General features: G+C 71.2%; 15 protein-coding genes. 9 read left to right on the top strand and 6 right to left on the bottom strand.

Going from position 1 to position 16,605, the window contains the following annotated elements; all coding sequences use genetic code 11:
• Positions 1-458: 458 nt before the first annotated feature.
• Together BMY97_RS08165 and BMY97_RS08160 are read left to right on the top strand one after the other, a co-directional pair.
• Positions 459-1,292: a hypothetical protein gene (locus tag BMY97_RS08165; RefSeq protein ID WP_091614941.1), complete on the top strand. Its 834-nt coding sequence runs from the start codon at positions 459-461 to the stop codon at positions 1,290-1,292.
• An 83-nt stretch (positions 1,293-1,375) separates the two neighbouring features.
• Positions 1,376-2,050: a class F sortase gene (locus BMY97_RS08160; protein WP_091614938.1), complete on the top strand. Its 675-nt coding sequence runs from the start codon at positions 1,376-1,378 to the stop codon at positions 2,048-2,050.
• 157 nt (positions 2,051-2,207) lie between these two features.
• Here the strand turns inward: BMY97_RS08160 and nicT are convergent, their stop codons facing one another.
• Complete coding sequence (gene nicT, locus BMY97_RS08155; protein ID WP_091614936.1) at positions 2,208-3,416, bottom strand: Nickel transporter NicT; 1,209 nt, start codon at positions 3,414-3,416, stop codon at positions 2,208-2,210.
• A gap of 282 nt (positions 3,417-3,698) precedes the next feature.
• Between nicT and BMY97_RS08150 the strand changes: the two genes are divergently transcribed.
• The 4 genes from BMY97_RS08150 (at position 3,699) to BMY97_RS08135 (ending at position 8,556) form a co-directional block, all read left to right on the top strand.
• Entirely contained in the window at positions 3,699-5,321 is a 1,623-nt protein-coding gene (locus tag BMY97_RS08150; RefSeq protein WP_091614933.1) for a DUF4331 domain-containing protein, read from the top strand.
• 78 nt (positions 5,322-5,399) lie between these two features.
• The gene (locus BMY97_RS08145) at positions 5,400-6,722 is read left to right on the top strand and encodes a tetratricopeptide repeat protein (RefSeq protein ID WP_091614930.1); all 1,323 of its coding nucleotides are present in this window, start codon (positions 5,400-5,402) and stop codon (positions 6,720-6,722) included.
• A complete protein-coding gene (locus BMY97_RS08140; protein ID WP_245787214.1) occupies positions 6,719-8,227 on the top strand; it encodes a nickel/cobalt transporter in 1,509 nt (502 codons plus the stop codon). The genes BMY97_RS08145 and BMY97_RS08140 overlap by 4 nt, the downstream gene beginning before the upstream one ends.
• 2 nt (positions 8,228-8,229) lie before the next feature.
• Positions 8,230-8,556 carry a hypothetical protein gene (locus tag BMY97_RS08135; protein ID WP_091614927.1) on the top strand — a complete coding sequence of 109 codons (327 nt, stop codon included), beginning with the start codon at positions 8,230-8,232 and terminating at the stop codon, positions 8,554-8,556.
• A 10-nt stretch (positions 8,557-8,566) separates the two neighbouring features.
• Here BMY97_RS08135 and BMY97_RS08130 read toward each other — a convergent pair whose 3' ends face one another.
• Both BMY97_RS08130 and BMY97_RS08125 read right to left on the bottom strand, forming a co-directional pair.
• Positions 8,567-9,097: a sigma-70 family RNA polymerase sigma factor gene (locus BMY97_RS08130; protein ID WP_143086159.1), complete on the bottom strand. Its 531-nt coding sequence runs from the start codon at positions 9,095-9,097 to the stop codon at positions 8,567-8,569.
• A gap of 132 nt (positions 9,098-9,229) precedes the next feature.
• Positions 9,230-10,228, bottom strand: coding sequence for an NHL repeat-containing protein (locus BMY97_RS08125; RefSeq protein ID WP_091614922.1), 999 nt, complete (start codon positions 10,226-10,228; stop codon positions 9,230-9,232).
• A gap of 633 nt (positions 10,229-10,861) precedes the next feature.
• Between BMY97_RS08125 and BMY97_RS08120 the strand changes: the two genes are divergently transcribed.
• Both BMY97_RS08120 and BMY97_RS08115 read left to right on the top strand, forming a co-directional pair.
• Positions 10,862-12,391, top strand: a complete 1,530-nt coding sequence (locus BMY97_RS08120) for an FAD-dependent monooxygenase (RefSeq protein WP_091614920.1) — start codon at positions 10,862-10,864, stop codon at positions 12,389-12,391.
• A complete protein-coding gene (locus BMY97_RS08115) occupies positions 12,388-13,050 on the top strand; it encodes a TetR/AcrR family transcriptional regulator (protein ID WP_091614917.1) in 663 nt (220 codons plus the stop codon). The genes BMY97_RS08120 and BMY97_RS08115 overlap by 4 nt, the downstream gene beginning before the upstream one ends.
• A gap of 151 nt (positions 13,051-13,201) precedes the next feature.
• On the opposite strand, the gene BMY97_RS08110 is transcribed toward BMY97_RS08115, so the two are convergent.
• Positions 13,202-13,456, bottom strand: a complete 255-nt coding sequence (locus BMY97_RS08110; RefSeq protein WP_091614915.1) for a hypothetical protein — start codon at positions 13,454-13,456, stop codon at positions 13,202-13,204.
• 181 nt (positions 13,457-13,637) lie between these two features.
• Positions 13,638-14,372, bottom strand: coding sequence for a response regulator transcription factor (locus tag BMY97_RS08105; protein WP_091614912.1), 735 nt, complete (start codon positions 14,370-14,372; stop codon positions 13,638-13,640).
• Positions 14,373-14,531: 159 nt separating this feature from the next.
• Here BMY97_RS08105 and BMY97_RS08100 point away from each other — a divergent pair, with 159 nt between their 5' ends.
• On the top strand, positions 14,532-15,827 hold the full coding sequence (locus tag BMY97_RS08100) for a HAMP domain-containing sensor histidine kinase (protein ID WP_091614909.1): 1,296 nt from the start codon (positions 14,532-14,534) through the stop codon (positions 15,825-15,827).
• Between the two features lie 27 nt (positions 15,828-15,854).
• Here the strand turns inward: BMY97_RS08100 and BMY97_RS08095 are convergent, their stop codons facing one another.
• Complete coding sequence (locus tag BMY97_RS08095) at positions 15,855-16,466, bottom strand: Rv1733c family protein (protein ID WP_143086158.1); 612 nt, start codon at positions 16,464-16,466, stop codon at positions 15,855-15,857.
• Positions 16,467-16,605 lie beyond the last annotated feature (139 nt).

Below are 16,605 nucleotides of genomic sequence, written 5' to 3'. Positions count from 1 at the left end.
CTCGCGGCTGACGGCTAAGCGCTCGCTTAGGCGCCATTATGCAGGACGCGTCGTTTCTCGCTCCGCCAGTTCTCGTCACATTCAGGCGACACTGTAAGTGACTGTGAAAACTACGTAGGGTGTCCATTTTGCGGTGCGGCGAGCCCACTCAGCGTTCCGCCGCTCCCGTTTTCCGAGCTCGCACCGGTACCGCAGACGGCAACGCGGCAGCTTGGACCCATCACCGACCATTGTAGACAGTCATGAACGGCACCATGGTGCGCCGGCTGGTGTCGGGTGAGGTCGGACAAGACCTTGGGCTGACGTTCCGCCCCGGGTTCCGCGGCATTTTCGGAACTTGACAGCCACGTGTACGACGAACGCGGCGCTGAACACCGAGCCGAATCGGTTTTGGTGACGAATACCCGTTGACATCTCGGCCAGGACCACGCCGGGTCACGTGAGTCAAGGAGCTGAGAATGAAGCTGACACGACGAGGGGCCGCGCTGATCGCCGGCGCCGCGATCCTGACCCTGACCGGGCTCGGCAGTGGCATGGCGACGGCCTCCGCGGCGACGCCGGTGGCGACGATTCCGAGCCTGACCGGGGAGTCCACCTCGGTGGCGCTGGACGCCGGGTTCGTGAGCGCGTTGCAATCGCTGGGGGTCGCGCCGTCGCCTTCGGGCACCGCGAGCGTCAAGGGCGGGGTGGCGTCGTTCCCGATCACCGGCGGCAATGTGACCGTCTACAAGCCAGGCGAAGTGGACCCGTACGTCCAGGGCAGCATCGAGCACCAGGGCAGCGGGTTGAAGCTCACCAAGGGTGACACGGTGGTGCAGCTGGACAACTTCGTCGTCGACCCGGGCAAGCCGGCCACGCTGAGCGGCCGGGTGCAGGCGGGCGGGCAGGTCGTCGCGCCGAGCACGGTGCTGTTCGACCTGGACGGCTCGACGCTCAAGCCGATCACCACCGACGCGGCGGCCGGCACCGCGACCTTGACCGGCACCACGGTCAAGCTGTCCGACGGCGCCGCGAAGGCGTTGAACGGCGCGTTCAAGACCGACGCGTTGAAGGGCGGCATCACCATCGGGATCGCGACGATCGTGGTCGACCTGCCGGGCCACATGAAGCAGATGCCCGCCGGCAGCGTGGCCACCGGCGGCGGCAGCACGGCCGGGATGCAGCACACCGGACTGCTCGCCGGTGGCGCGGCGGCGGTGCTGATCGCGGGTGCGGTGGGGTTCGTGGCGATCCGGCGGCGTTCCGCTGTCAACGCCGGCAGTGACACCCGAAGTGACACCGAAACCCGCTGAGTCGCGCCTGAGGACTCCTGGTCCCGCGAGTCAGGTCAACGGCTGGCTCGCGGGGCCGCCCTACGCCCGGAACGAGTGTTCCCATGTCAGAGACGATCAGCAAAAGCCCCCGCGGCCGGAGACTGGCGGTGGTCGTGGCCGCCGCGGTCCTCGGCCTGGCGGGGGTGTCCGCCATCGGGTACGCGCTCGGCGACCAGCACAGCGCCCCCGAACCGTCACCGGCCATGGCCGCCCCGAACCCGGCGGCCCCCACAGCCGCGCCCCCGGTGGCCCCGGTGGCCCCGGCCGGCCTGTCCGCGTCCCCGCCGGTCTCCATCGACATCCCGGCGATCGGGGTGTCCTCGGTGGTCAACCAGGTCGGCCTCAACCCGGACGGCACCGTCGGAGTGCCCCAGGAGGGGCCGTTGTACGACCAGCCGGCCTGGTTCCGCGGCTCGCCCGCCCCCGGTGAGCCGGGGCCGTCGGTGATCCTCGGCCACATCGACTCCGCCCGTAACGGGCCTTCGGTGTTCTTCGACCTCGGCGGCCTGAAACCCGGCCAGCGAGTCCGGGTCTCCCGCGCCGACCACACGGCCGCCACCTTCGAGATCGACACGGTGCAGTCCTACCCGAAATCCGCCTTCCCGCAGCAGACCGTCTACGGCTACACCCCACAGCCATCCCTGCGGCTGATCACCTGCGGCGGCAGTTTCGACCACAGCACCCGGCAATACCGCGACAACACCGTCGTGTTCGCGCACCTGCTCACCAATGCCTGACCGGGCGGGCGTTCGCGGACCGTTCGACGAGGTGGCCGAATCCCCCGACGACCTGGAAGCCCGCCTGTGCTGCCCTGTGGTGCACGTCGATCCGGGTACCGTCCTGTCTCGGGCGCTCGATGACCACCTGGCGGCGGGGTTCGACATCGAGAGCGCTTCAGACGGCTGGGTGTTGCTGCGCAAGGCCGACGTCCGGTTCGTCCTCGCCATTACCGCACCTTTGGCGGGGAGTTCGCGGAAGACCTGACGCGGATTCGGCTTGGTCACCCGGTCTCGCCGGCTTGGGCGTGGTCCACTTCGCCTCGATGTGGCCGAAGTGCCATACGGCCAGCGCGCCGAGCCAGGTGGCGACGAAGAGCCCGGCGATGACGAAGCCGACGTGGTCCAGGCTGAGGCCGGCGATCGCTGCCAGCGGCCCGCTGGTGATGCCGGCTTCGTCGACGAGCAGGGCGACCAGTTCGATGGTGCCGACGATCAGCGCGATGGCGACGGACAGCGCGGTGATGGTGAGGTTGTAGAAGATCTTCCTGGCCGGTTTCGCGAACGCCCAGGCGTACGCGAAGTTCATGAAGAACCCGTCGGCGGCGTCGAACAGGGTCATGCCGGCGGCGAAGAGGATCGGCAGCACCAGGATGGCGTACCAGGGCAGGGCGAACGCCGCGGCACCGGCGGCGAGGACGAGCAGGCCGACCTCGGTCGCGGTGTCGAAGCCGAGTCCGAACAGGACACCGACCGGGTAGATGTGCCACGGCTCGCGGATCGCCTTGGTCGCTCCGCCCAGGACCCGGTTGAGCAGGCCGCGCTTGTCCAATTGCTGTTCCAGTGCCGTCTCGTCGAGCTTGCCCTCGCGCATTCCGTTGAGTGCCTTCAGGATTCCTTTCAGGACGACGAGGTTCAGGATCGCGATCAGGTACAGGAAGACGCCGGAGACCGAAGTGCCGATCAGGCCGGTTGTGCGGTGCAGGGCCGAGCCGCCGTCGGTCACCTGCCCGGCGAGCGCGCGGATGCCGAGCGACAACAGCAGGCACAGCAGGAAAACCACGGTGGAATGACCGAGGGAGAACCAGAACCCGACCGACAGCGGACGTTTTCCTTCGGCGATCAGCTTGCGCGTGGTGTTGTCGATGGCCGCGATGTGGTCGGCGTCGAAGGCGTGCCGCATGCCGAGGGTGAACGCGGTGACTCCGAGGCCGGTCCCGAAGAAGCCGGTCGCGCCGAGCGTGTAGTGCCGGGGCGCGACGACGAGCCCGAGCAGCCCCCAGCCGAGCAGGTTCAGCAGCAGGACGACGGCGGCCATGCCGGCGACGGAAGTCCGTTCCCGGCGGGAAAGCCGTTGCCGGGCAACGGTGTTCGGGATCGTGCTCATGGCCGCCTCGATTCCGTAAGGCCCAGGCGAGCGGAGAATGACTGCGACACTAGACAGATGAGCAGGCCAAGAGCAATAGCCCATTAAAGCATGTTCAGCTACGCAGATACGCAGTTAAAAACCGGGCAAAGCATTCACCGGTTCGGGGGTGAACCGGGCCGTGGTCGGCTCCGAATGCAATCGTGCTTGCCCGCCTTGCGGGCCCAGTGGCTGTTCCCGCGCATCAGCGGGAAGGGCCTTCAACGCCGCCGGTGACGGTGGTGTCGGCGAAAGGTCTGCAGCATGTCCGCACTGCTCCCGTCGCGGCGGTCCCGTCGCGTCGGACTCTCGCTCTTCGCCGTGGGGAGCGTCCTGCTCGCCAGCGCGCTCGCCGGCCTGGGAACAACCGGCCCCGCGGCCGCGTCGAGCCACCGCGAAGCGCCGTTGATCGCGGCCGACCCGCCGGTGGACAACACCGACGTGTACGCGTTCGTCAGCCCCGACAAGCCGGACACGGTCACGCTGGTCGCGAACTGGTACCCGTTCGAGGAGCCCAACGGCGGCCCGAACTTCTATCCCTGGGCGACCGACGCCCACTACGACATCAAGATCGACAGCGACGGCGACGGGAAACCGGACCTGACCTACCGCTGGACGTTCAAGACCGACGACCGCCGAGGGAAGTCGACGTTCCTCTACGACAACGGCCCGGTCACCTCGCTCACCGACGAGAACCTGCTGTTCCGCCAGACCTACAGCCTCGACGTGATCGACAGGTACGGCCGGTCCGAGAACCTGGTGCGCTCGGCCAACGCCGCGCCGTCGAACACCGGCGCCGCCTCGATGCCGAACTACGGCGCGCTGCGAGACCAGGCGATCACGAACCTCCCCGGCGGCGGCAAGACCTTCGCCGGCCAGGCCGACGACCCGTTCTTCCTCGACCTGCGGGTGTTCGACCTCCTCTACGGCGGGAACCTGTCGGAGGTCGGGCAGGACACGCTGCGCGGCTACAACGTCAACACGATCGCCTTGCAGGTGCCGAAGTCCGCGCTGGCGTTGAACCGCGATGCGACCCGCAATCCGGTCATCGGCGTGTGGAGCGACACCGAGCGGCAGTCGCTGACGATCAAGACCCCGGGCCGGCAGAACCAGCTCGGCCCGTACGTGCAGGTCTCAAGGCTGGGCAATCCGCTGGTCAACGAGGTCGTCGTGCCGGCCGGGCTGAAGGACAGGTTCAACTCCCTCACCCCCGACCAGGACCACACCATCCCGGACCTGGTCAACCGCGTCACCTCGCCCGAGGTACCCCGGCTGATCCAGAGCATCTACGGCCTGCCCGCCCCGGCGACCCCGCGCAACGACCTGGCCGAGATCTTCCTGACCGGCATCACCACGAAGGCGGGCGGCCCGATCAAGGCCGACCTGAACTCGCAGCTGAACAACGCCGACGTCAACGCGAAACGGTTCACCCCGTCGGAGATGCTGCGCCTGAACACCGCGGTCCCGGTCGCGGCGAACCCGAACCGCCTCGGCGTGCTGGCCGGTGACCTGCAAGGGTTCCCGAACGGGCGCAGGCTCACCGACGACGTGGTGGACATCGAAGTACAGGCGCTCGAAGGCGCCGCGCAGACCGGCGTCATCGTTCCCGCGCTCGCCGCGGGAGACAAGGTGAACGCCAACGACGTGCCGTTCGGGAGCGCCTTCCCGTACGTCGCGCTGCCGCACAACTCCGCGGTGAACGCGGGCTCGGCCGGCGGCGGTGCCACCGGTGGCGGGGCCGCGGCCGGTGGGGCCGGGACCGGGGCCGGCCCGAGCGCCGGCGGAACGCTCCCGGTCAAGCCGGCGCTCGGCGGCCTGACCGCCGCCGTGCTGCTGGGCTCCGGCGCGTGGCTGCTGCGCCGCCGCCCCCGGGCCGCGGCTGAATGAGTCCACCGGTGCCGGTGGCGGGTGTCCCCCACGTCCGAGGACACCCGCTGCCGGCACCCGGCCGTGAGGTGCTGCTCCATGCCTGAACGCTCCATCCGCCCGCGCCGGGTCCTGGCGGTCGTCGTCCTGGTCGCCGGTGCGGTGGCGCTCGTCGTCAGCGTGTCCGCGGGGGCTTCCGCGCCCGCGGTCGCCCCCGTCGCGAGTGTCCCGGCCGCTCACCCACCCGACACGCTCGCCCACAGCATCAGCGTCGCGCAGGACAAGCTCCGCCGGACGCCGCAGGATCCGCTGACGTGGGCCCAGCTCGGTTCCGCCTACGTCGAGCAGGCGCGGATCACCGCGGACCCCGCCTACTACCCGAAAGCCCAGGGCGCGCTGGAGAAGTCGCTGGCACAGCAGCCCCAGGGCAACGGCCCGGCCCTGATCGGCATGGGCGCGCTGGCGAACGCGCGCCACGACTTCGCCGGCGCGAAGACCTGGGGCGAACGCGCCGCGGCCGTGCTGCCCGACACCGCCGAGGTCTACGGCGTGCTCGCCGACGCGTTCACCCAGCTCGGCGACGCCGACGCCGCCACCGACGCGATCCAGCGGATGCTGGATCACAAGCCCGGCGTCTCCTCGTTCACCCGAGCCTCCTACGACTTCGAACTCCACGGCCGCGTCGACGACGCCCGGCAGGCCCTGCAACGCGCGCTCGCGGACTCCACCAGCTCGAGTGACATCGCGTTCTGCCGGTACTACCTCGGGGAACTGGCCTTCAATTCCGGCCAGGTCGACGAGGCCTCCGCCGAGTACGAGCAAGGCCTCGCGGCGGATCCGCAGAACGTCGCCCTGCTCGAGGGCCGGGCCAAGGTCGCGGCGGCGACCGGCCGGGTCGACGACGCGCTCGCGGGCTATCGCGACGTCGTCACGCGGGTGCCGCTGCCGCAGTACCTGCAGGAGTACGCCGAGTTGCTGCTCTCGGCCGGTCGCCAGGCCGAGGCGAACCAGCAATTCGCCGTGCTGGACGGGCAGCAGCGGCTCTTCGCGGCCGCCGGGGTCACCGACGACCTGACCGCTTCGTCGATCGCGGCCGACCGCGGCGATCGTGCCGGCGCGCTGAGCCACGCGCAGGCGGAGTGGGGCCGCCGCCAGAACGTCCTCGCCGCCGACGCGCTGGGCTGGGCCCTGCACCTCAACGGCCGCGACCCGGAAGCGCTCACCTACCTCGACCGTGCCGGCGCGCTGGGCTGGCGCAACGCGACCTTCGCCTACCACCGGGGAACGGTCCTCGCCGCGCTGGGCCGTCACGCCGAGGCCGTGACGGCACTTTCCGAGGCCTTGGCGACGAACCCGCACTTCTCGCCGCTGGCCGCGCCCGGCGCCCGCACGGCGCTGGACCGGCTCAAGGGGGGCCGGTGAAACGGCTGCTGGCGCTCGTCCCGATCGCGTTCGGGCTGATGCTGGCCACCCCGGCGACGGCGTCCGCGCACCCCCTCGGAAATTTCACGGTCAACCACTACGACGGGCTGACCCTGCACTCCGGCGCGCTCGATCTGCTGTCCGTTGTGGACGCCGCGGAGATCCCGACCGTCCAGGAAAAGCCTTTGGTCGACACGAATCACGATGGCGTGGTCAGTGCCGGCGAGGCCGCCGCCTATGCCGCGAGCGAGTGCGCCGCGCTCATGGCGGCCGTCCCGGCGACGGTCGACGGCCGGCCCGTGCCGTGGACGCTGCGGTCCGGCACGCTGGGGTTCCCGCCCGGTCAGGCCGGGCTGGCCACGAGCAGGCTCACCTGCTCGATGTCCGGTCCCGCGCGGCTCGACCGCGCCGCGACCCTGACGATCCGTGACGGCTTCCGCTCCGACCGCATCGGCTGGCACGAGATGACGGCCGTCGGCGACGGGGTTCGGCTGCCGGCGTCCGGGCTGCCGAGCACCAGCGTCAGCAACGAGCTGCGGGCCTATCCCGACGACCTGCTGGCCAACCCGCTCGACGTCCGCGAGGCCACGCTGCGGGTCGAGCCGGGAGCCGGCGGTGGTGGCGCCGCCGACGTCGCGCCGCACCTGGGCCCGCTGGACGCCGTGGTCGGCGCGGTCACGAGGACGTTCACCGACCTGGTCGGCAGCAAGGACCTGACGCTCACCGTGGGTGTGCTCGCCGTCCTGCTCTCGCTGGTGCTGGGCGCCTCGCATGCGGCGCTGCCGGGACACGGCAAGACGCTGATCGCCGCCTACCTGGCCGGGAAGCGCGGGTCCACGAGGGACGCGCTCGTCGTCGGAGCGACGGTCACGGTGACGCACACTGCCGGCGTCCTGGTGCTGGGGCTGGTCATCAGCGGGTCGAGTGCGCTGGCCGGCGAGAGCGTGCTGAGCTGGCTGGGGGTGGCGAGCGGATTGCTCGTGACCGGGATCGGCGCCTGGCTGCTGTGGTCCGCGCTGCGTAATCGGGCGCGCGCGGAGTCCGCGGAACGGGTCCTCGTCACGCCTGGGGGCGAGGTCGTCGAAACGCAACCCCACGGCCACGGCCACGGTCATGGGCACGGACATGGGCACGGGCACGGGCACGGTCATCCGCATGGCGGCGGTCGCGGGTTCGGGCGTGGTGGCCTCATCGGGATGGGCGTCGCGGGTGGCTTGGTGCCGAGTCCGTCGGCGCTCGTGGTCCTGCTCGGCGCGGTCGCGCTCGGGCGGACCTGGTTCGGCGTGCTGCTGGTGTTCGGCTACGGCTTCGGCATGGCCGCCACGCTGACAGCGGTGGGGTTGATCCTGGTGCGGCTGCGCGACCGGCTGGAGACGATGCGCCGCGTGGACCGGTTGCGCGCCCGCCTGGCCCGGCTCTCCGGCTGGATGCCGGTACTCACCGCGACACTGGTGCTGGTGGTCGGCCTCGGGCTGGCCGTCCGCGCCGCGACGGGAAGCGGATGACCATGCGTGCATTACCTGTCCTGGCGGCTGTCTGCTTACTGGCGGCCGGGTGCTCGGCCGCCCCGCCGGATCCCGGCCCGGTGTTCGACAACGAGGCCAGCCAAGCGGTCGGCTGCATGAAACACCAGACCACGGCGCCGGGGGCCCGGTACACCGACCCTTCGCAGGTCCGTACCGACGAAACCCTGCCGCTGCTCCGGTACTACACCGCCAACGGGCGCAAGCGGTACTGCGACGGCGCCGCACCGTCCGATGTGGACCGAGCGTGGGCGGGCCTGTACGTGCGCCTGGGTGCCCAGCGGGCGAACGTCGCCGGGATCCTCCGCTGAGCAGGACGTTTCACGGCGGCACCAGTGCCCGGAGCCGGGCGAGGGCCAGCCGGACGCGGGACTTGACCGTGTTGACCGGGATCCCCATGGCCGCGGCGATTTCGCGGTACGGGACGCCGCGGATGTACGCCTGGACCAGCAGTTCCCTTTGTTCCGCGGGAAGCGCGGCGAGCGCTGCCTGGATCTGGCGGGTTTCGGCATCGCCGAGCACGTACTCGATCGGGTCCGGCTCGGTCGGGATCGGTGCCTGGTGTGCGATGAGGTTGTCGCGCTCGCGCGCGGCCTGAGCCGCCCGGACCCGGTCGACCGCGCGCCGCCGCGCGATCATGATGACCCAGCCCGCACCGTTGCCCTGCGTTCTCTTGAAGCGGGACGCGGTCGACCACAGTTCCAGGAACGTCTCCTGGGCGACTTCCTCCGTCTGCGCGTGATCCTGCAGGACGGCGAACACCGTGTGGAACACCAGCCCGGAGAAGTCCCGGTACAGCCGTTCGAACGCGGCCGCATCCCCCTCGGCCACCCGCGCGAGCAAGTCCTCCATCGTCGTGTTTCCCAGCGTCCGCAGTGTCAGGGCGTGAAGCCGGTGCACGCAGCGGGATCTGGGCCGCGGGACCCATCGGGGATTCGTCGCCCGCGGACGTGCGGCTTGGTGTGGAGGGAAAACCGGCCGGGGTCAGGACGGGGGAATGACTTCGACGACGCCGTTCGCGGTGCCCGTGACGTACCGGGTGCCGGTCGCGGGGTCGACGGCGACGGTGTTCGGCTGCCGGACGGTCGGGATCGTCGAGATCACCCGGGGCGCGGGCCCGGTGAGATCGATGCCCACCAGCTGGTTCTTCGCGGTCAAGGTGACCCAGAGGCGGTCGCGGGTCGCGTCGTAGGCGACGCCGTACGGGGTTCCGGGCAGCGCGAGGCGGCCGAGGGCGTGCGCGGGGGCGGCCGGGTCGAAGGTCAGTACCCCGCCGCCGCGGGTGTCGATCACCACGAAGTGACCGCGCCGGTCGGCGACGACGTGCGTCGGGCCGGCGCCGGCGGGCAGGCGCGCGACGCGGGTCAGGGTGGCGGCGTCGTAGACAGAGAGGTCGTTCTGCCGCACGTCGACCAGCCCGACGAGGTTTCCGACGGGCGCGAGGCCGGCGGGCTGCGTGACGTCGGTGAAGGTGTGCAGCACCTTGCCGTTCTCGACGACGGCGACGCTGCCGCCGGCCTCGTTCGCGGCGAACACCCTGCCGTCGGCGGCCCGGGTGGCGTCGTGCGGAGAGGCGCCCGTCGGCACGGACGACGTGATCTTCCCGGACGGCAGCGCGACGGTGAGCAGCCGCCCGGAGTCCTCGTCCGGCACCAGCACCGGGCCGCCGGGCGCGGCGAGCTGGAGGTGCCGCAGGTGCCCGGGCAGCGGGACGGTGGTGACGACCGCGCCCGACGCGGCGTCCAGCAGCCCCAGCCGATCCGGGTTCCGCAGGCCCACGGCGACCCGCCGGCTGACGCCGTCGGCGACGATGCCCTCCGGCTCGTCGCCGACCTGGACGATCACCCCGGCCGGTGTCGCGGTAAGGCCCGGTGCGACGGCAGGCTCCGCCGCGGGCGGCAACTGCGGCGGCGGCTGCGGCGCGGGTGTGCTGCAGGCCGTCGCCAGAAGCCCGATGCCCAGCAGAGCGAACAGTCGTCGCATACACGTCCTCGGCCTCGAAATCAGTTTCCTGTGAACCCTAGTGCCGGAGCACTTCCAGACAGCGCTGCGTAAGAATTCCGTAAGACGATCAATTCACGGTCAGGGCATTGATAATCGAATGCCGGGCCGGTCCGCTCGATTTCGGTCAGATCGGGATGGTGAAGCCGGAGATCGGGCCGCGCAGCCAGGCGATGGCTTCGCCCCAGAGGCCGGTGGCCAGCGCGGTGCCGATGAGCATGACAGATCGGCGTGGGCATCACGGCCGCCGAAGGCCGGCTCGTGGTGCGCCTGGCCACGCCCCGCCGCGGTGACTACTACGCACCCCAGGACTACACCCTGTCCGGTCAGCTCGCCGCCGATCGGGCCGGCGCAACCCCGCTGGACTTCGCCGGCTGCGGAGACGGCTGCTTTGTGTCCACAGTGGACTGGACGCGCGGTGACAACGTCCTGTCCCTGCGCGCGGAAGCGCCCGGCTGCACGGTGGCACCGTCAGCCTGCTCGTCCCCTGGCCCGCCTCGCGCTCGGCTACCCCGCCACCGCTTCGTCCATCCCGGCCACGGGCAGTGGCGGAACTGCGCTAGTTTATAAACTGTATCGTACAGTATACAAACTCGGCGGAGGGTGTGACCAGTCATGACAGTGCTGATCGTCGGTGCGGGTCCGACCGGGCTGACCGCGGCCTGCGGGCTGCTGGCCCGCGGTGTCGCGGTGCGCGTGGTGGACAGCGCTTCGCGTCCCGCGACCTCGTCTCGCGCGCTCGGGTTGCAACCACGCGGGCAGGAGGTGCTGGAGCGGGCCGGGGCGCTCGGTGACCTGCGGGAGCGGGCGCTCGACGTGCGGGCGACCGGGATCCACGTGGACGGGCGGAAGGTCGTCGACGTGGGTGCGGCGCTGAAGCCCGGCGAACCGCGGATGATGTGGATCCCGCAGACGGAGATCGAGGCGCAGCTGCGGGCGCGGCTGGCCGCCCTCGGCGGCCGCATCGAGTGGGACACCCCGTTGCACGGGCTGACGCAGGACGCCGACCAGGTGCACGCCGAGTTCGACGGCGGTGAGCGGGCTTCCGCGGACTGGGTGATCGGCTGCGACGGCGCGCACAGCCAGGTCCGCAAGAGTGCCGGGATCGGGTTCCCCGGATCGCCGCTGCCCGAACGGTTCGTGCTCGCCGACGTGCACGCCGAACTGCCCGGCCCGGGCGCCGGCATCGGGATGTTCCTCAGCGCCAAGGGCCAGTTCGTGGTGATGCCGCTGCCGCACCCGGACGGTGACCTGTGGCGGCTGATGGCGCCGATTTCGGCCGAGCAGGACGGCGAGCTGAGCGAGGCCGAGATCCTGGAGCTGCTGCGCCGGTTCGCCGCGGAACGCGCGGGATTCACGGATCTGCGCGTCAAGAGCGCGGAGTGGACCTCGATGTTCCGGTTCAACCGCAGGCTGGGCGATTCCTATCGCAACGGGCGGATCCTGCTGGCCGGGGACGCCGTGCACATCCACTCGCCGCTGGGCGGACAGGGGCTGAACACCGGCATCGGGGACGCCGAGAACCTGGCGTTCAAACTGGCGCTGGTGAGCTCCGGGCGGGCCGGCGCGGCGCTGCTGGACACCTACGCCGGCGAGCGCCGGCCGGTCGCGGAATCCGTGCTGTCCGCGACCAGTTTCGGCACCAGGATCGGCTTCTCCGGGAGTTCTGTGGGCCGGCGGGTGTTCGCCGCACTGGCTCCGGCACTGGGCTTGCCCCCGGTGCAGCGGCTGCTGCTGCGCGCCACCTCACAACTCGACGTGAGCTACCGCGACGGGCCGCTGGCCGGCCCCGCGGCCCGGTGCCTCCCCCGGCACTCCGGCCCGCGGCCGGGCGATCGCGTGCCGAACATCCCCACTCGCGACGCCGAGGGCCGGCGCGCCCCGCTGCACAACCAGCTCGGTACCGGCTGGGCCGTCCTGACCAGCGGTTCTGCCGACAGCCACCTCCAGGAAGCGGCCAAACGGCTCGGCTCGGACGACGTCCGGGCGCTGAGCCCGGAGACCGGCGCGCTGCCGGGCGTCTTCCTGGTGCGCCCCGACGCCCACCTCGCCTGGCGGGGCACGGACGCCGAGGACCTGGGCCGCTGGTTGGACACAGCCTGGTTGAATACAGCACTGTGCCATCAGGAAAAAAGCCGCGGGTGAGCGAGCCGCCGGAGGCGGGACCGCGCGGACGCCCACGCGATCCCCGGGCGGACGAGGCGATCCTGCGCGCCGCCCTGGAACTGTTCATCGAGCACGGCCCGGACGGGATGAGCATCGAGCAGGTCACCGAACGCGCCGGCGTCGCGCGGCTGACCGTGTACCGGCGCTGGCCGAGCAAGAAGGAGCTGCTCATCGCCGCCCTCGACCAGGCGCGCGGGCTCGACGATGTCACGCTCTACCAGCCATTCCTCAACGCCGGCGCCGAGCCCACCGAGCGCGAACTGCGCGTGGCGGTCGCCCGGCTGTTCGAGACCATCGCCACGGTGGTCACCCGCAGCGACCTGCGCGGGCTGATGGCCCGGCTGATCGGCACCGCGTCCAGCCACCCCGAGCTGCTGAGCACGTTCTGGGACAGCTACCTGCGCCCGCGCCGGGAACTCGCGCATGCCGCCATCCGCCGGGCGGTCGAACTCGGCGGGCTGCCCGCCACCCTCGACCCCGAGCTGCTCATCGACACCGTCGTCGGCGCCACCCTCTTCCCGGCACTGCTCGACCCCACGCCGCCGAGCGAGGAGGAACTACGCGGCCGGATGCGCGCGGTGTGCCGCCAGATCGGCATCGAGATACCGGAACCCGGCGCGGGCACAAGCCCTGAGTGAGGTTGCCGGGGCTTTCGGCGGAGTCGCCGTCCGCCGAACCGGCACCGGAGTCGTTGCGGCGCAAGCCTGGTGAGCCGGCCTCGCCTGACCTCGGGATGGAACGGCGGCCGGTGCTCACCCTGCCGCCCGTCACGGCGCGGGTGAGCGCGCATCAGCTCATCGTGTGCCGCTGCGGGTGCGGGATCGTCACCCGATGCGGCGTCCCCACCGGCTCGCACTTCGGTGCCGAGCCGGCCGGCCCGGCACCGGGCGTGTCCGGCCCGGCCACCTGGACGTTGTCCGGCGCCGGCGTGCTCTGGACTGGAGCGGTGGCCGCAGCCGTGACCGCCACTGCCGACCCCACGCCCAGCGCCGCGATCAACACGGCCAGCGCGCCGCCTACGGCCAGTTTGGTCGTGAGCTTCATGTATTCAGCCCTCCGTCGCCGTGCCGGCCCGGTTGCCGGCGCGAGTCCCCCACCCTGCCCGGAGAACGCTTAAGGCTTGCTGAACGACGCTGTGTACCGCCTGAGACCCGCATGCGAATGACTCCGTCGCGAACCAGGACCACTGATCGAGCGGGTCGCATCAGGTCTCGCGGATGTGCGGTCACCCGCGCGAGCCGGCAGCCGGTTCTCGATCGCCGTCCGGTCCGGAACCGGCTTGCTCGAGGCGATAGCCGTAGCCCCGCACCGTGGTGATGACCGGCATCGCGGCGGAGCCTGCCGCGGCGGCGGCCAGCTTGCGGCGGAGCGCGACGATGTGCACGTCCAGCGTCTTCGTCGAACCGTGCCAGTGGGTGTCCCACACGTCCGCCATCAGCGCGTCCCTGCTGATCGCCGAGCCCGGTTCCCGCGCCATGCGCAGCAGCAGGTCGAACTCCTTGGGGCGCAGCGAAATCTCCTCACCCGCCAGCACCACGCGGCGAGCGGCGACCTGCACCACCAGCTCCCCCACCCGAAGCGGCCTCGGGCTCGGCGAATGCCCCCGGCGCAGGTGGGCGTCGAGCCGGGCCAGCAATTCCCGCAGCCGGATCGGCTTCGTCAGGTAGTCGTCGGCACCGATTTCCAGGCCCACGACGACGTCCATTTCCTGCGTCCGCGCCGTGATCATGATGATCACGGCACCCGGCGTGATCATCCGCGCCCGCCGGCACACCTCGACCCCGTCGAGGTCCGGCAGCCCCAGGTCGAGAAGCACCAGGTCGTACTCGTCGAGCTTCATCCGGCGAAGCGCTTCGCCACCGGTGTGGGACCACATCACGTCGTAGTCGTGCATTCGCAGGGCCGACTCGAGCAGGCTGCCGATGGTTTCGTCGTCCTCTACCAGCAGAACCGCCGCCATGGCCGAATGGTACCCCGATTCCGAACCCGCTGATTTTCCCGCGAGGACCGGCATTCGATCAGGCAATTAACCGAATTCGGGGTAACCGCTGGCCTCGGGCTAACCTTTTCCCTTCGCCGGCATTTCGCGATCAGCGGGTCGTCACGGCAGACTGCCATCATGCGCAGACGCATCATTCTGCTCGCCGCTGCCGCCGCGCTGCTGGCCACCAGTCTTTTCGGGATCCCGCTCGCGGTCGCCGTCGCGAACTACTTCACCCAGGACGAGCGCACCGAACTCGAACGCACCGCCGACGCCGCGGCGCTGTCGATCGCCGACGACGTGCTCGCGCACCGCAGCCTGCCGGAGTTTCCCGGGTCCGAAGAGGACACAACCGGCCTCTACGCCCCGGCCGGAGCGCTCCTGACCGGCGGCGGCCCGGCGAGCGCCGATCCCGTGGTTTCGCAGGCCCGCGACGGCCAGGTCGCCACCGGTGAGGTCGGCGCGGAACTCGTCGTCGCCGTGCCGATCCTGCAGGACGGCCGGCTGAGCGGCATCGTGCGCACCTCGGCTCCCCTGTCCGACGGGTACCAGAAGATCGCGATCTCCTGGCTGGCCATGGCCGGCCTCGCGACCGCCGCGATAGTCCTGACGGGTCTGCTCGCCGCGCGGCTGGCCGCTCGGATCGCCCGCCCGCTGGAGAAGCTGTCCGCGGCGGCCGGGCAGCTCGGGGACGGCGACTTCAGCGTCCGCGCCCCGGTCAGCGGCATCGCGGAGATCGACCGGCTGGGCGGGGCCTTGGACCGGTCCGCGGCCCGGATCGCCGACGCCTTGCACCGCCAGCGCGCACTGGCGGCGGACGCTTCGCACCAGCTGCGCACTCCGCTGGCCGGTCTGCGCCTCCAGCTGGAATCGGCCCTGGATCCGCCCGGGCAGAACCTGGCGGCGGCCGTCGAGGCCGCGATCACCACCACGGATCGGCTGGAGACGACGATCGACGACGTGGTCACCCTCGCCAACCGGCCGCCGGAGGATCGCGGGGTGATCGAGCCCGAGGCGCTGCTGCGGGACGTCGTGGCCAGCTGGCGGGACCTGCTCACGAACCAGGGCCGGCGACTGGTGATCTCCCCCGGGGCCGACGGGCGGCCCAGAGCCGCCGAAGCCGCGGTGCGGCAGATCATCGGCGTCCTGCTGGACAATGCCGTCGTCCACGGCGAAGGGAGGGTGACGATCACGACCCGCGACAGCGCGGACGCGTTCGCGATCGACGTGGCCGACGAGGGACACGGCACCGGGGACGGCCAGGACCTGTTCATCCGCGGGCACAGTGGCGCCGGGAGTACCGGAATAGGCTTGGCGCTGGCCCGGGAGCTCGCGGAGGCCGAGGGCGGCCGGCTGTGGCTGAGCCGGCCCGCGCCGACGACGTTCACCCTGGTGCTGCCGCCCGCGCGCGCCGGGCAGCAGATCGTGCGGTGACCGTGAAGTCCTTACGCGGCAATCATCTCAGGGCGTCGTGGCGTTGCCGCCCAAGTGTGCCAAGGCGCGCTCCCACAGCCGGGCCCGGTGCTTGTCCAGCAGGCGGCGGCTGACCAGGTAACCGCCGCCCAGCACGGCGAGAGCGGCAGATTCCGCCAGCGCCCCGCCGACGACGGCCGTGATGAACGCGTCGGAGCCACTCAACGGCGGGGCGACCCGGCGTCCCGACTGATCGGTCCACACGGGAACCTGCGTCGGGAGCGCCGGACCGCGCGCCACTTGCACGACACCACGGCGAGGCCGCCCGTCCGGCGCGCTCCAGTCCGCCGTCACCGACCTCAGGCCGGCAATCCCCGCTCCGCCACCCGGCGCCTCCCCGGGCGGTGCGGGGACGTCGGGCCGGAGTTTCGCGACCGTCAGGTGGTGCGAACGGGCTTCCGCGGCCGCCGTGGCCGCGAGCCTGCCGTACTCGGCCGCGCTGAGCACGCCGACCACCGCGATCGACACGGCCGCCAGCAGCCCCAGCAGAACGATCGCCCAGGCCTCGAGCCGGTCGGGAACGCGGCCGGAACGGGAAACGATCGGCTTCAGCAGCCGCAAGTGCCGCGGCAACGCACCTGAACTCCGCACAGCCTTCATGACCCCAGAGTGCGCCCTTGATCCAGTTCGGGAAATGCCTTTAACCAGGCCTTTGCCCGGCGCTGGCACACCACTGCCCGGCACCGGGAAAAACCGGCGAGGTTAACGAGGCTTAGCCCGCCGCGAACCGGTCGCTGAC

This window comes from Amycolatopsis saalfeldensis (assembly GCF_900110575.1).
Lineage (GTDB): Bacteria > Actinomycetota > Actinomycetes > Mycobacteriales > Pseudonocardiaceae > Amycolatopsis > Amycolatopsis saalfeldensis.
Note: the sequence above shows the minus strand (reverse complement) of the source record. Positions and strands in the feature narration are given on the sequence as shown.